The following is a 15,291-nucleotide window of genomic DNA, read 5'->3' on the forward strand; positions in this document are numbered from 1 at the left end:
TTTTAGCACAAAAAGGACTAGAGTGCTAAATTTTCTAATTCTTGCTTTGTTATGACTACTATTCTTTTCTTGCCATTAATGTCTTTAATAATGTTGCTTTCAGGATAATTTTTTTCGAAAAATGGTGCTACAAAATCATCGATTTCAAATATTAAAACACCGTTTTTATTTAAAAATAAATGCGCTTTTTTAAGAATTTTTAAATAATCTCTAAAGCCTGAATCTTTAGCATACAAGGCATATTTAGGATCAAATTTTGGTTTGTTAATGACTTCTTGATAGTTCAGATAAGGCGGATTAGAAATGATGACATCATATTTTTTTGTAACTTTTTTGAATCAATTGGAGCGAATAAAATTGATTTTAGTTTCATTAAAAAAAGAGTTTTTTTCGGCTTGTTTTAGTGCAAAAAAGTTCTTTTCTACTGCGTCAACACAGCATTTTTTGTTTTTTTGTATTGCTATTGCTATGAAACCACTGCCTGTTCCAAGATCTAAAACTGTCGAGTCTTTGTTAATGTGGTTATAAGCTTCTAAAATAAGTTCTTCCGTTTCATAACGAGGAATTAGCACAAATCGATTTAAAAAAATTCGGACATTTTGCATTTCGCAAAAGCCGATTATTCTTTGTACTGGATAACCTTTTTTAAGAAGCTTTTGCTCTTTCTTTGAAACTTTTAGTTCTAAATTGTTTCGGTGTTTTTCACGCAAAAGTTCTTCTTGTGTAGGCATGTTAATTATTGTTCTCCAATTTGAGCAATTTTTTCTGCTCTTTCTTCAGCTAATAATGATTCAATTAGTGAAGTCATGTTTCCATCCATAACATTTTTAAGCGAAGTTGAAAATCCTATTCTATGATCTGTAACTCTGTCTTGTGGATAGTTATAAGTTCGAATTTTTTCACTTCTATCACCTGAACCAGCAAGTTTACGAATAGTTCCTTCCTCCTCTTCTCTTTTTCTTACTTCCATTTCATATAGTTTAGATTTCATTAATTTCATTGCTTGTTGACGGTTAGCAATTTGTGAACGTTCGTCTTGTGATGTAACTACTAAACCTGTTGGAATGTGAGTAATACGGACAGCACTATCGGTTGTATTAACACTTTGCCCACCTGCTCCTGAAGAACGAAAAGTGTCCACTTTTAAATCTTGAGGTCTGATTTCAATTTCAACATCATCATCGACAGCAGGAAGAACTGTTACAGTAACAGTTGAGGTATGAACTCTACCTTTTGTTTCGGTAGCAGGAATTCTTTGTACACGGTGAACTCCTCTTTCAAATTTTAATTTTGAAAAGACTTTATCTCCACTCACTGAAAAGACAACTTGACTAAATCCACCGGCTGCTCCAAATGTTGAATCGATCATTTGGACTTTCATATCATTTAGATCAGCATATTTTTGATACATTCTAAACAAGTCACCAGCAAAAATGTTAGCTTCATCTCCACCGGCTGCTCCTCTAATTTCGATGATAACGTCTCTTTCGTCATTTTCATCTTTAGGTAATAAAAGAATTTTTAGTTCTTCTTCAAGAGTGGTCATTTCTTCTTCAAGCGATTCAATTTCCATTTTTGCTAATTCTAACAATTCAGCATCTTTTTCGTTTTTTAATACTTCTTTAGCTTGAATAAAAGCATCATTACTTTTTTCTCATTTTACGAAGCTTTCATAAATGTCACGAATTGCATTTTGTTCTTTTTGCAATTTTGCATATTTTTTGGTGTCATTGTAAATTTCTGGTTTTAATAAATCTTCTTGAATATCCAAATATTTAGTTTTGATAGCACTTAGGCTTGAAAGCATTGTCTTTTCCATGATTAAATTATTATACAATAATTTGTCTTGCTTTAGGGTACTAAGATTTGGACAAAAATAACCTTTTTGGACTAAAATATAACAAAAAAGGAGAAAAATATGGATTTATACCAAGCAATTTTAAAACGTACAAGTATTAGAAAATTTAAAGATAAAGCAATTGACGATGAATTAAAAAAGAAATTATTCGATGCTATCAAATTGGCACCTAACTCTTCTAATTGACATTCTTCAAGTGCAATAATAATCACCGATAAAGAACAACTAAAAGCAATCGGGCAGGCAAATAAATTTGCTCGAGCTGTTGAAAGCTGTGCAATGTTTGTTGTTTTTGTGGCTGATTTCAATCGCATGAATTTAGCTCAGAAGCACTACCCAGAAATTAAATATGATTTACACACAACAGAAGGATTTTTAGTTGCTGCTGGAGACGCTTACATTCAAGCTACTATGTTACAAGACGTTGCCATTTCGAATGGTTTAGGTACTTGCTTTTTAGGTTTAGTAAGAACAATGATTCCGGAACTAAGACAACTATTAAACATTAAAGGTCAGGCATTTCCAGTCATCGGTTTAGCACTTGGATATCCTGATTAAGAAGTTAGTGTTAAACCTAAACTAAATAGGGTTTTTGAAGGTAAATATGACATTGATTCATTAGATATCGAAGCTAAAAGATATAGTAAAGAATTGGAAGATTACTTTACAAAACTAGCTCCAGATAAAAAAGCATATTCATACTATGAAGCCTCGATTCTAAGTGCATCTAGATACAACATGAATACTAAAGAAATCGAAGAAATTTGAGACCTTAAATTACAAAACAAATAAAATAAACACACTCACAACTAGGAAAAAGATAATTTTTTCCTAGTTTTTTGTTACTTTTTCAGTCTTTTTAGCAAAAAAGATATAAAAAAATGGTGGAGATGCGGGGAATTGAACCCCGGTCCACACACAAACTTACTTGCAAGTACTACAGTTTAGTTGTCTTTGAAATACATTAACAAATCAATAAGACAACAAAATCAATTTGTTAATGGCAACTCATTTTTCAGTTTCAAAATAGTTGCACTTTTGAAACCTAAGCCCTAACGACAACTTTTTCTAGCGGGCATAGAAAAGTTGACTAAAATTCATTAAGCGAATAATAGATTTGATTGACGATTGAAGAATACAGGTGAAACTGATAGTTCTTCGTTTTTGCTAGTTTTTCCGGTCATTGAAAGCCTAGAAGCAATTATAGTCTGCCACACTACTGCGCTTTTAAGGAGCTTGTGCCTGTCGAAGCCATTACACCCCCATTAATAACAATAGCAATTATAAGCTATGGTTAGTATTGTTTCAAGATTTTTTGCAATTTTTTATCATTTTCTTCTTGAATTATTTTTTGTCTTTTGTCATGTACTTTCAAATGCTTAGCAAGAGCAATCTCTACTTTTATGTGATTATTTTTTCAATAAACTAGAGTTGGAATGATTTGCAGTCCCAATCTCTCTACTTTTGATTGAATTCTAATAATTTCATTCTTATGAAGTAAAAGCTTTCTAGTTCTTTCTAAATCACCTTTAACATTCATATACTGTGAAATGTAAAAATTATTGATTCACATTTCATTACCTTTAATGGTGCAAAAAGCATTATTTAAATTGGCATTTTGAGCTCGTAATGATTTTACTTCTCATCCTTGTAAAGAAATACCACATTCATATGTTTCTTTAATTTCATATTCATAACGAGGATATTTATTTTTTACTATTTGCTTCATAATAATCCTCTGGTAATAAGGCGTTGATTTGACCCTTTGCTTTATCAACGCTTGCAATTACAATTTCATAATTTTTGTCAGCTTTGAATTCTAAAGTTGGTCCCTTAGCAAGAAGTGGCGAGATTTGTGAAACCATTTCTCTTTGAATATCTTCGAACCTAAGAAGAATAGAGGTTTTATAGTTTGGCAATTCGAAAAATACCCCGAATTTTTCACAACTGATCACTTTAGCTTTATATTTTTGCGAAACAAAAGCTTCAAAAAATTCTGCTTTTTTAAGATCAACTACATCTCTTTCAATTGACATTGCCACAACTTCTGAATCAGTGTTCTTTTGGGCGATGTCACTGATTTTATTTTCTAATAATTCCTTTGTTTCATCATTTAATGGCTGACTATTAAAAATATAATCTCTTATTAGGCGATGCAATAATAAATCAGGATAACGTCTAATTGGGCTTGTAAAGTGAGCATAACAACTGCTTGCTAGCCCAAAATGACCAATATTTATTTCTGAATATTTTGCTTTTGATAAGGTTCTTAGTAAGTGAGCCTTAAGAAAATCATCAAAATGATCTTTTTCTTTTATTTTGTCAATCATTTTGGCAAAATCTTTTGAAAGCCCAGTGTCAGGAACTTTAACATTTAAATTTAAAAAGTTTAGAACTTCTTGCAAATTAAAGATTTTTTCCGGTTCTGGCTCGGCGTGAATACGATAAATTGAAGGTATTTTCTTGTCTGCCATCATGGTCGCAACTGTTTCGTTCGCACGAACCATAAAATCTTCAATCATCATTTCACTGATACCTGATTTTTTTATTACTATGTCTACTACCTTGTCACCATCCATAATAATTTTTGGCTCTTCTATTTCGAAATCAACATACCCTTCGTCATTTTTTATTTTCCGAATTAGTTTACTTATATCTAATGCTGTATCAAGCAAATAAGTTGTCTCAAAATCAAAAATGTGAGGTTTTTGAGCATAATAATCGTTAACTCTTGAATAAGTTAAACGATAATTACTTTCAATTATTGATGGATAAATTTCATACGAAATATTTTTACCATTTTCATCAATGTGCATTTGCAATGTCATTGCACATCTTTTTTGTTGTGGATTTAGTGAACAAATTCCATTTGACAATTCAAAAGGAAGCATAGGAATAACTTTGTCGGGAAGATATATTGATGTTCCTCTTTCCAATGCTTCTTTGTCAATTGCATCATTTTCTTTGACATAATGTGAAACGTCAGCTATGTGAACTCACAAATCGAAAGTTCCGTCAGATCTTTTTTGACAACTAATTGCATCATCAAAATCTTTTGTGTCATCGCCATCAATGGTAACAGTAAATAATTGGGTTAAGTCTTTACGATTTTGATAATCAGAAGCTAAAACTTCTTGTGGTAATGATTTTGAAAGCTGTTCAACTTCAGTTTCAAAATCTATTTCAATATTATTTTGAGCTATGATCTTCTTTTCTATTACACGTGGATTATTGATGTTACCTATGTATTCAATAAACTTAACATCTACTCGTGACCCACCTGCTTTAGGACTTAAGACTTCCATTTTTACCAATTGCTCGGTTTCGTAAACAAAATCATCTGGCAATTTTTGCACAAAATATTTGGCTCTGTCGCGATCATCAAAAGCTTCAAAAAAGAATGTCGGTACATTAAAACCTTTTACAAATTTACCAACTACAACTTTCTTTTGATGTTCCTTAACGTGAGTAACAAAAGCACGATAAAATGTTTTTTCTTCTTGTTCATAGCCGTAAATATCAGCATGGACAATATCTTTGTCTAAAACATTGTTTAGTTGGAATGGTAAAGCCAGAGCACTTTTATCTTCTTCAAAATCAATAAAACCTAATCTTTTGTTAGTTATTGAAATTTCAAAAAAACCACCTGTTACATAGTCAAGAGCAAAATATTGACCTTCACGGTTTTTTTCTACTAGCCTTAGCTTTTCGCATTCAAAAATCAATTCGGACAGTTCTTTATTATGAAATTTAGCAACTTTTAGTTGCTTTGCTATTTCAATAAATTGAAGTGGTTTTTTTTCTTTTTTTAGTAAGTCAACAATATCTTTAGTTTGTAAATTAAAACGTTTATAACTATTTGCCATTTTGAATTACAACTCTCAGGACAATAGCAATAATTATTAATAAAAAACCGAAAATCATCATTGAATATTTAAGAAATTTTTTGAAACCTCTTTCTTTTGAAACTTTAAATAAGTCAAGGTCTCCACTACCTACAAGGGCACCACTGAAACCATTTGAATCTGGTGACATTAAAAAAGAAATAATGATGATTATGATTGCCACTATAGCAATTAAAACTAATCAAATAGTCATTAACTATTTTTCTCCTTTCATTGCTAAAAAGTACTCATCTAGTTGGTCTTTTGTAACCATTGAAGGAGAGTTTGATAATAAATCAATTTGTTTTGCATTTTTTGGAAAGGCAATAACGTCACGAATTGATTGCGAATTAGTTAGGATCATCAAGATTCTTTCAAGTCCGAAAGCCATTCCACAGTGCGGCGGAAGACCATATTTGAATGCTTTTAAGAAGAATCCAAATTTTGATTCATATTCTTTTGGCGACATATTTAATTTTTCAAACATTAATGATTGAAGTTTTGGATCATTAATACGAACTGAACCTGAACCTAGTTCATATCCATTTAAAACTAAGTCATATGAACGAGCGCGAACTTTGTCATATTCATTGTTTTCAAAATAAGACATAGTTTTTTCATCAATCATAGTAAAAGCATGGTGAGCTGGTTCATAAGTTTGACTATCTTCATTAAATTCAAACATTGGTCAATTTACGATTCATAAGAAATCATAACGATTTGGATCAGCAAGAAGATATAAATCATTTAAAACAACACGAACAGCTCCTAAAGATTTTGTTATGTCACTATATTTACCAAAGCATACAAATAGCGAACCATCACTAATGTTTGCTTTCGATAGTAGTTTTTCAAGTTGGTTATTGTCTAGACTATTCCCTATTGTCATTTGGTCTGTTATTTTGTTAGATTCAATTTTGTAAATAGCAAAATTTTTAGCATTATTTTTTGTTGCTATTTCGGTTATGTATTTTCAATCGTTTGAACTATCTTTATCAAAAGCAATAAATTTTAAAGCATCTTCGCTTGCTAGTAGTTCTGAATAATCAGTTAGAAGATATCCGTATCTTGTGTCTGGTTTATCATTTCCATATTTATCCATTGATTCAAAGAAATCCATTCTTCTAAATGGAATGTTCAATTTTAAACCTAATGAGTTAAAAATGTGTTGATAGTAATTTTCTACAAGTTTAAACAATTCTTCTTCTGTTGAAAAAGACATTTCGAAGTCAATTTGAGTAAATTCAGGTTGGCGGTCTTTACGTGAGTCTTCATCTCTGAAAACTCTTGCTATTTGGAAGTATTTTTCAAACCCTGAAGCCATTAAAAGTTGTTTATACAATTGTGGAGATTGTGGTAGTGCAAAAAATTTACCCTTTTTTCTTGTTGGAACTAAAAAGTCACGTGCTCCTTCCGGTGTTGATTTACATAGAATAGGAGTTTCAATTTCCAAAAATCCATTGGCATCGAAAAATTTACGGGTTTCTAGTGAAACTTTATGTCTTAAAGCAATGTTTTGTTGCATTTTTTCACGACGTAAATCTAAGAAACGATATTCTAAACGAAGGTCTTCATTAGCTTCAGTATTTTTTTCGTTGTCATTGATTTCAAAAGGAATTTGACTCGCACTGTTAAGGATTTTGTATGATTCAACTTGAACTTCAATCTCTCCAGTTGCTAAATTTGGATTAGCTTCCAGTCTTTTTGTTACAGTTCCTGTTACTTCAATTGCACTTTCTTTAGTTAATAAAGGATCTGAAACATCAGTAAAAATTACTTGAATAATTCCACTTCTATCTCTCAAGTCAACGAACAGTTGTTTTTTAAATTTTCTTTTGTTTGCTATTCAACCATAAAGAGTGATTTTTTGTCCTTCGTTTTTAATGGTCAAACTTGTGTTAAATATTGTTTTCATATTAAATTTCCTCAATAAATTGTTCGATATTTTTTAGCTCAATTGTTTTTTCAGACAGTAAGGTTTTTCCTTTGTCAACATATTTAATCTTATAGTGATTTTTAGCTTGATTTAACTCTTTGAAAATGATGATGTCTGCTTCAATTTGCTCTGCTTTTTTAAACATTTTTTTAATTGAAAGAGGCTCATAGAAAATTTCAATACTCAATTTGGCATTACTGCTTCTTAGTTGACTAACTAAATTTGTCATTTCCTCTTTTTCATCTTCATTTAAATAAGCCACTAAAACTTTTTTGTATTGCGAATAGTTTTTGTTTGAATTGTTATGTGTCAAGATTTCAACTAATCTTTCCATTCCAAAGGCAAAACCAATTGAATCAACATCAGGTCCACCTAACTGTTTTAACATCCCATCATAACGTCCACCAGCTAAAATAGTAGATTTTGTTCCCAGCGCTTGTGAAGTGGATACAAATTCAAAAACTATGTCATTGTAATAATCCAGTCCTCGAACTAAAGATTTATTAACAGAATAGTTGATGTTGTGCTTTTCCAATAATTTACATAATGAATTAAAGTCATCTTTTTCATGTTGTGAAAGAAAATCTCATAATTGTGGTGCATTTTTGACAAAATCCAAATCATTTTGTTCTTTATCATCTAAAATTCTTAAAACATTATTTTCTAATCTCTTTTTATTGATTTCAGACAATTTGTCTTGATACTTAGCAAAATATTTCTGCAAATGTTGAGTGTATGTTTTACGCGAAGCATCAGAACCTAATGAATTAATTTCTAAAACAAAATCTTTGATGTTAATTTGGTTTAGAAAATCACTTGCCAACTTAATTATTTCAAAATTAGTGTCAACACTTTTGGGAGCAAGAAATTCTACCCCGCCTTGTCTAAATTCGCGATAACGACCTTTTTGTGGACGCTCATAACGGTACATATTGCCATAATAAAAAACTTTTAAGTAGTAATTATTTGTTGCTAACTTGTTTTCAACAACACTACGAATTACTGGAGCGGTACCTTCAGGACGAAGACTAATCATTTTTTCTCCGCGTGTTTGGAAAGAATACATTTCTTTATTTACAATGTCGCTGAATTCACCAGCAGAGCGAACAAATAATTCAGTGTGTTCGATGATAGGTGTCTCTATATAAGAAAAAGAATATTTTTGACAAATATTCTTAAATGTATCGACTATCTGTAAATATAAATTTGCTTCCTGACCAAAAATATCTTTTGTTCCTTTTACTTTTTGATACATATTTTCTCCTTACTTATCGAAATCATTGATTGTACTAAATTCTTGTTCTTCAACTTTTGAAGTAGATCAATAGAAAGTATCAATACGTTTTTGTTTGCGAGCAAACTTGTTTATTAACATTCATTGTCATAGAAGTGGCGCAAGCAAGAAATCAAAACTAAAAATTGATAGATTGATTAATAAAATTGCTAAAAACACATTTTGCATTTCACTGGTTGTAAATGCTAATGACAATGAAATTATCGACACTAAAATCAAGAATCAAACAGATGTTCTAAATGATTGATTGATCAATTTTTTGACAATTGTTTTGATTTGTTCTGGAGAATAAATGTAATTTTTTAGATTTGTATCTTGGTGAGTAAGAATTTTAATTTTATTAGCGCTCATTAAATGTGAGTAAATAACAAAAACATGTGCAATAAAGAAGATTAGAGCAAGATTGTAATCAAATTTAATTTTGAAAATAATCATTAAGGCAATAGTTAATAGAAAAACATTATATTCTTTGATGAAATAAATTAGAGTTGTTATCAATGAATAACGAATTCAGATATAGATACCTACTAAAAGAAGAGACACAATTAGTGGTATTCAAGAAAATCCTAATTGTCTTAAAAATCCTTTAGTTGATCAAGTTCAATTTTCAAGAATAAAATTGTTTGCTAAATCAGTCGAATTCAATGCTGTTGCTAAATCTAACGCTTGTGAAGAAGAAACTAACATTGTGTATGTGTTGTTATCTAATGAATTTTGCATTATTTGCACATTTTCGATATTCAATGCACTTAACTGTTTTTGAACCGCTAAAGCAGTGCTTTGTGTGATTCCATCAAGGGTTGTAATTGCATAGTTATTTGTTGTCTGCAATAATGGTGATAAATCTAATGATCTTTCAAAACTAGTTCCATGTGAAAATAGAATGATGAAAGCAATTGGTAAAACTAAAGCGAAAAAGATTGTGTTGTATTTAGATACAAAATTTAATGCAATTTTTGATTTAAATCTAAACTCTTTTGTTAAAGATAATAATCAAGGATAGTAAGCAAAATGATCAACATTTGTTAAGTTATAAATGATAATGTTATTTAACCCAATAATGATTATAGTTGTAAAAATAGAAGCAACTATCACCATTGAAGCAAAGACAGAAACAACATTGATGCTTAGGTATAAAGCCATGATTGATGCTACAACTAAACAAAGCAGAGTGTCAAACGAAGCAAACAAAGTTGTTTTTTGTGATTTTTGAATTGCTTTAGAAGGTGTCATTTTTTTGACTATTTCACGTTTAAATCTAGCTAAAGAATTATTCATTAGTCCAAATGCAATTAGTAGTGTTGTTATTAGACCTACAATTAATAATGGACTTAAAGAAATTCCAAAACTTGTTAGCACTAAATAAATTACTAATCCATTTAATCCAAAAGCTAAAGAAGAAATCAACCCTAATATTCTGTAATTGAAAATTAGATAGAAACCAATAATTGCGAAAACAATAATTAAAACATACTTAATCGCTTGGTAATTAAAGGTTTTTGTTGCGTAATTAGTTGCTAAAACTTTTAATTGATATGGTGAATAGGCATAATTAATGATTGCGCTTAATTCTTTGTTTGAGTATGCTTGATAATTATTGAATAAGTAGATGATTTTATCTCCTGGTTTTGCATAAGTCATCACCGACGGAGAAGAAACTGATACTAAATATTTACTTGCATTAAGTGAATCATTTTTTAATACTGGCTCTTTAACTTTTTTAGTAGTTTGATCATATGAACCAATTGCATTATTATTTTCGTATGCAAAGTTAACTGGATTTTTATTTGCCGCAGCTCAATCAGAAGCAAATTGATTTTCTGCTAAATTAACAAACTTTTTAAGATTAATCCAGAAATAAATTCTTTGATTTTGGTAGTCCTGTTTTAATAAATCTAATTGGTGATTACCTTTGTCACTTAGAAGTAAAGATACTCGATTAGAAGCTTGCTTGGTATTTCAATTTGCTGGATTATTTTCTAAAGGCAATGCAAAGTCTGCTTCATTACCCTCAAGCAATTTATCCAAACTTACATTGTCATTTGAACCTGGTTTGAAATATTGGTTTTTGTAAAATAAAGGAGTTCCTGTTGAATCGGTTACAACAATGTATGATTTATTCGCTAATTTATTAACAAGTTCATTTAAATCGTAGTCATTGTTAATATTTGTTTCTAATTTTAAAACTCCATTACCGTCATACAAACGATAATTTTCATTAAGGTTTCCGTATGAAAGCAACTTTTCAATACCACCAAAAACTTCCTGGTTAGAAAAGGAAGTGTTTTCACTCAAGTTTTCATTGTCAGAAGTGTCAATTTTAAGAACTACATTAGCTTGCTTAACGGTTGAATTAGCATTTGAATTACTACTTTTAAAACCTAATGATACTGCAATTATTAATGCAATCGAAATTAACAACACTCCAACGTAAGTAATCAGTCATCTTAGCTTGTTTTTTGGATTTTTATTGTTTTCGTAATTCATATTTTTAAATTATACTAGAAAGCCAGGTTTTTAATCTATGATTAAACCTTGCTAGAATAATAAAAATTAGATGTATTGACTTATGTAATCAACTCCTTTTGATGTAATCATTCGTCCTCTGAAAGTTTTGATAATAAACTTGTTAGCTAATAAATGCGGTTCAACATCGTGCAATATTGTTTGCCTACTTTCACGTAAAAGACTGCATATAGCATCCAAAGAAGCAGGTTTTTGGTCAAAAATAGTAACTAACGTTTTTAAATATTGTATCTGTAAATCACTAAAACCTAAACTAAAAACCCCTAAATAATCAAAAGTCTTTTGAACCATTGATTTTGTTATTACATCATGGTTTTCATATAGTGTAAAATCATGACATCTCTTTAATAAATTGTTAGCGATTCTCGGCGTGAAACGAGAATTTTTTGCAATAAAATTAATGGCTTCTGGGTCTATTTTCATATTGGTTTTCAAAGCAGAATTTTCAATTATTTTGCATATTTCAGCGTTACTATAATTTTTGAGTCTAGCAATGTATCCAAACCTATCTTTAAGTGGTTGAGTGAGTAATTCAAACTTAGTTGTAGCAGCAATTAAACTAAAATTATTAAGTTTTAAACGCATGATTTTTTTGTCACCATCTACACCTAAAACAATATCAATTTTACCTTCTTCCATTGCAGAATACAACAATTCGTGCAAGGTTTTGTTGACAGAATGAATTTCATCAATGAAAATGATGTCGTTTTCTTGAATAGATGAAAACATAGTGATTAAATCACTGCGTTTTTCTAGTAAAGGTCCTTGAACGAAAACTATATTTCTCTTAGTTTCGTTAGCGATAATTGTTGCTAAGGACGTTTTTCCTAATCCTGGCGGACCATAAAAAAGTAAATGATCAATTAGCTTGTGCTGTTTATCTGCTGAATCGATCATAACTTTCAAAGTTTCTTTAATTTTATCTTGCCCGATAAATTCATCGAAAGTACTAATTTTGAACAATTGCATTATTGGCGTGTTTTGATGAAATTACTTTAATTGCTTCTTCAACAGCTTTATCAAGTTCTTGATCAACATTTATTTCTTGCATAGCTTCTTTTATCTGACTATTTCTAAACCCTAAGATACGCAAACTTTTTTCGATGTTATGAGCATTTTCTGAAATAATAGTCTTATTTTCTCCTTTAGTTGCTTCAAACTCATTGTTTTCTGTTTCATCTTCAGGAGTTTTCTTTTGCAAGAATTTTTCATATTTAGGTTGATATTCAAAGATCAGTTGTCTTGCTGAGCGGTTACTTAGATAAGGAATTGAATTCAATTTGTTAATGTTTGCACTAGCAACATATTCAACTACTTTTTCTCAACCTATATTTAGTACTGATAATGCAGTTTTAGGTCCAATTCCTTGTATTGAAAGTAGATCTTCAAAGACTACTAATTCCTTGAAATTTTCAAATCCATACGTTGTTTTAAAGTGTTCTGTCTCGTACTCATGGACAAAAACTTTCATATTTTCGTCTTTTTTAAATCTCTCAACCATTGGAACATAAATTAGTTCTCCAACTCGGTTATTTTCTAAAATAATGTAATTTTTATTAGTGTGAACAATTTTTCCATATTTATAAATTATCATTTTCGTTTACCTCAACCTAATTAAACAACACAAAAACAACACGGATTGTTAAATGGGAAAAAATGAGAAAAATGTGAGAAAGATACAAAAAAAAAAAAAAAAATAGCCGCGAAGGCTATTTTGGTCAATTTCTTGAAATGGTACGCCCTAGAGGATTCGAACCTCTGACCCAATGGTTAAAAGCCATTTGCTCTACCTGCTGAGCTAAGGGCGCATATCATGGTGCCCAGAACTGGACTTGAACCAGCACGGTGTTGCCACCGAGGGATTTTAAGTCCCTTGCGTCTACCTATTCCGCCACCTGGGCAACTCTGCTTAGATTGCTTTAATATTATACACAAATATAATTTTTTATTTTATAAAAAATAAAAAAGTTTGGTCGCTTTACTGCGCTTTGGTGCCCGTGACTGGACTCGAACCAGCATGAATCTCTTCGGTTGATTTTGAGTCAACTGCGTCTACCATTTCGCCACACGGGCATAACTAATATTATATAGCAAAAATACGTATATCATATATAATAAAATACATGAATTTAGAACATATTTTCGCTGCTCAAAAAGATTTAGATGAAGAATTTAGTAAAAATATTGCTCCAGGTGAGCAAGATTTAAAATTGAAATGTGTAATAGCTTTAATTGTCGAAATTGGTGAATTTGCTAACGAGTTTCAAGAATTTAAATACTGAAAAGTTCACAAAAATATTAACCGTCAAGCACTTTTAGAAGAGTATGCAGACGGAATTCACTTTCTGAGTTCTTTAAGCGCATCTATGCATATTAGTCCTATTATTGAACCATTAGTATTAGCTAAGACATTCAGTCGTCAACTGGCAGAAGTGTATAAAGCAAGTACTAAACTGCTAGATGAATTAAATAGTAAAAATTTAACATATTGCTATAGACTATACTTAGGACTTGCTAAAGTTGCTAATATTAGTGAAGAAGAAATATTAGCCAGTTTTGCCAGAAAGAATCAAATTAATCATCAAAGAGCACACAATAAATATTAAAAAAATCACTCATATACAGTACTTTTTACTGAAAGAGTGATTTTTTATTTTGCCTTTTGACATATGGTGCCACTTACAAGACTCGAACTTGTGATAGATACTTACGAGATATCCGTTTTGCCTGTTAAACTAAAGTGGCACTTTGTAAAAGAAAACAGCCGTTTGGCTGTTTAGGTCAACTTAATGAAATGGTGCGAACGAATGGACTTGAACCATCGACCTCACGATTATCAGTCGTGTGCTCTAACCAGCTGAGCTACGCTCGCATGTAATTGGCGAAACATCGCCAATTTGTATTAACGTTTTGAGAATTGTCTTGCACGACGCGCTTTACGTAATCCGAATTTTTTACGTTCTTTAACTCTAGCATCACGTGTTAACATTCCTGCTTGTTTTAATGCTGGACGAAAATCTTTATTTACTTCTAATAATGCTCTCGCAATCCCTAGTCTAACAGCTCCAGCCTGTCCACTTAGTCCACCACCGTTAACATTAGCAATAACATCATATTTAGCAGTTGTTTCTGTTAATCCAAATGGTTGAGAAGCATCTTTTAATAGTATATCACTATTTAAGTATTCTCTTGCTTCTTTTCCATTGATTGTGAATTTTCCATTTCCAGGAACTAAGTAAACTCTTGCTACTGAGCTTTTACGACGTCCTAGACCGTAGTATCTTACATCTGCCATTATTTAACCTCTAAAACTTCTGGTTGTTGTGCTTGGTGTGGGTGTTCACTTCCTGCATAAACATATAAGTTATTGAATTGTTTGTGTCCTAATTTGGTGTGTGGTAGCATTCCTTTAACTGCTTTTTCAATTAAAGCAATAGGTTTTTTAGCTCTTAGGTTTTTAGCATTAATTTTCTTTAGCCCTCCAGGGTATCCTGAGTAGCTGTAGTAAATTTTATCTTCTTCTTTTTTTGCTGTCAATTTAACTTTGTCAGCGTTGATAATGATTACATTATCTCCCATATCCACGTTTGGTGTGAATGAAGGTTTATTTTTTCCTCTTAGAATTGATGCCACTTGCGCGCTTAGACGTCCTAAAACTAAGTCTTTAGCGTCAATTAGGTATCATTTTTTTTCAACTTCTAAGTGTTTAACGATTGTAGTTTGACGCATGTGCTTTCCTTATGTAATTTAATTTAAAAAAATAAATGCTTTAACATTATAACAAAAAAAGGTA

15 protein-coding genes, 5 tRNA genes and 1 other RNA gene are annotated in these 15,291 nt (G+C 30.8%); 3 read left to right on the top strand and 18 right to left on the bottom strand.

The window, feature by feature from the left end:
• Window positions 1-17: 17 nt before the first annotated feature.
• Together ACWXVT_RS02515 and prfA are read right to left on the bottom strand one after the other, a co-directional pair.
• Complete coding sequence (locus ACWXVT_RS02515; RefSeq protein WP_455967968.1) at window positions 18-731, bottom strand: peptide chain release factor N(5)-glutamine methyltransferase; 714 nt, start codon at window positions 729-731, stop codon at window positions 18-20.
• 5 nt (window positions 732-736) lie between these two features.
• Window positions 737-1,819, bottom strand: a complete 1,083-nt coding sequence (prfA, locus tag ACWXVT_RS02520) for a peptide chain release factor 1 (protein WP_455967970.1) — start codon at window positions 1,817-1,819, stop codon at window positions 737-739.
• 99 nt (window positions 1,820-1,918) lie between these two features.
• On the opposite strand from prfA, the gene ACWXVT_RS02525 reads away from it, so the two are divergent.
• Both ACWXVT_RS02525 and ACWXVT_RS02530 read left to right on the top strand, forming a co-directional pair.
• Entirely contained in the window at window positions 1,919-2,416 is a 498-nt protein-coding gene (locus tag ACWXVT_RS02525) for a nitroreductase family protein (protein ID WP_455967971.1), read from the top strand.
• A 93-nt stretch (window positions 2,417-2,509) separates the two neighbouring features.
• Window positions 2,510-2,650 carry a hypothetical protein gene (locus ACWXVT_RS02530; RefSeq protein WP_455967972.1) on the top strand — a complete coding sequence of 47 codons (141 nt, stop codon included), beginning with the start codon at window positions 2,510-2,512 and terminating at the stop codon, window positions 2,648-2,650.
• A gap of 90 nt (window positions 2,651-2,740) precedes the next feature.
• Here the strand turns inward: ACWXVT_RS02530 and ssrA are convergent.
• From ssrA to ACWXVT_RS02590, 12 genes are all read right to left on the bottom strand, one after another.
• Window positions 2,741-3,122: a transfer-messenger RNA gene (gene ssrA / locus ACWXVT_RS02535) on the bottom strand.
• 30 nt (window positions 3,123-3,152) lie between these two features.
• A complete protein-coding gene (gene smpB / locus ACWXVT_RS02540) occupies window positions 3,153-3,587 on the bottom strand; it encodes an SsrA-binding protein SmpB (RefSeq protein ID WP_455967973.1) in 435 nt (144 codons plus the stop codon).
• The gene (rnr, locus tag ACWXVT_RS02545) at window positions 3,565-5,724 is read right to left on the bottom strand and encodes a ribonuclease R (RefSeq protein ID WP_455967974.1); all 2,160 of its coding nucleotides are present in this window, start codon (window positions 5,722-5,724) and stop codon (window positions 3,565-3,567) included. Before rnr ends, smpB begins: the two co-directional genes overlap by 23 nt.
• Window positions 5,714-5,956: a preprotein translocase subunit SecG gene (secG, locus tag ACWXVT_RS02550; RefSeq protein ID WP_438341704.1), complete on the bottom strand. Its 243-nt coding sequence runs from the start codon at window positions 5,954-5,956 to the stop codon at window positions 5,714-5,716. Before secG ends, rnr begins: the two co-directional genes overlap by 11 nt.
• A gap of 3 nt (window positions 5,957-5,959) precedes the next feature.
• On the bottom strand, window positions 5,960-7,657 hold the full coding sequence (gene aspS / locus ACWXVT_RS02555; RefSeq protein ID WP_455967975.1) for an aspartate--tRNA ligase: 1,698 nt from the start codon (window positions 7,655-7,657) through the stop codon (window positions 5,960-5,962).
• Window position 7,658: 1 nt separating this feature from the next.
• On the bottom strand, window positions 7,659-8,933 hold the full coding sequence (hisS, locus tag ACWXVT_RS02560; protein ID WP_455967977.1) for a histidine--tRNA ligase: 1,275 nt from the start codon (window positions 8,931-8,933) through the stop codon (window positions 7,659-7,661).
• A 9-nt stretch (window positions 8,934-8,942) separates the two neighbouring features.
• On the bottom strand, window positions 8,943-11,459 hold the full coding sequence (gene secDF, locus ACWXVT_RS02565) for a protein translocase subunit SecDF (RefSeq protein ID WP_455967979.1): 2,517 nt from the start codon (window positions 11,457-11,459) through the stop codon (window positions 8,943-8,945).
• A 66-nt stretch (window positions 11,460-11,525) separates the two neighbouring features.
• Window positions 11,526-12,467, bottom strand: coding sequence for a Holliday junction branch migration DNA helicase RuvB (gene ruvB, locus ACWXVT_RS02570; RefSeq protein ID WP_438341700.1), 942 nt, complete (start codon window positions 12,465-12,467; stop codon window positions 11,526-11,528).
• A complete protein-coding gene (gene ruvA / locus ACWXVT_RS02575; protein WP_455967981.1) occupies window positions 12,448-13,092 on the bottom strand; it encodes a Holliday junction branch migration protein RuvA in 645 nt (214 codons plus the stop codon). Before ruvA ends, ruvB begins: the two co-directional genes overlap by 20 nt.
• A 138-nt stretch (window positions 13,093-13,230) precedes the next feature.
• Window positions 13,231-13,306: transfer RNA gene (locus tag ACWXVT_RS02580), tRNA-Lys, on the bottom strand.
• A gap of 6 nt (window positions 13,307-13,312) precedes the next feature.
• A tRNA-Leu gene (locus ACWXVT_RS02585) sits at window positions 13,313-13,399 on the bottom strand.
• An 88-nt stretch (window positions 13,400-13,487) separates the two neighbouring features.
• Window positions 13,488-13,571 (bottom strand) — tRNA-Leu (locus ACWXVT_RS02590).
• Window positions 13,572-13,621: 50 nt separating this feature from the next.
• Between ACWXVT_RS02590 and ACWXVT_RS02595 the strand changes: the two genes are divergently transcribed.
• Entirely contained in the window at window positions 13,622-14,104 is a 483-nt protein-coding gene (locus ACWXVT_RS02595; RefSeq protein ID WP_438341698.1) for a dUTP diphosphatase, read from the top strand.
• A gap of 64 nt (window positions 14,105-14,168) precedes the next feature.
• Here the strand turns inward: ACWXVT_RS02595 and ACWXVT_RS02600 are convergent.
• From ACWXVT_RS02600 to rplM, 4 genes are all read right to left on the bottom strand, one after another.
• Window positions 14,169-14,243 (bottom strand) — tRNA-Thr (locus ACWXVT_RS02600).
• A gap of 50 nt (window positions 14,244-14,293) precedes the next feature.
• Window positions 14,294-14,370, bottom strand: a tRNA-Ile gene (locus ACWXVT_RS02605).
• 30 nt (window positions 14,371-14,400) lie between these two features.
• Window positions 14,401-14,793 carry a 30S ribosomal protein S9 gene (rpsI, locus tag ACWXVT_RS02610; protein WP_438341697.1) on the bottom strand — a complete coding sequence of 131 codons (393 nt, stop codon included), beginning with the start codon at window positions 14,791-14,793 and terminating at the stop codon, window positions 14,401-14,403.
• Complete coding sequence (gene rplM / locus ACWXVT_RS02615) at window positions 14,793-15,227, bottom strand: 50S ribosomal protein L13 (RefSeq protein ID WP_438341696.1); 435 nt, start codon at window positions 15,225-15,227, stop codon at window positions 14,793-14,795. Before rplM ends, rpsI begins: the two co-directional genes overlap by 1 nt.
• Window positions 15,228-15,291 lie beyond the last annotated feature (64 nt).

This window comes from Mycoplasma sp. 1573 (genome assembly GCF_053851775.1).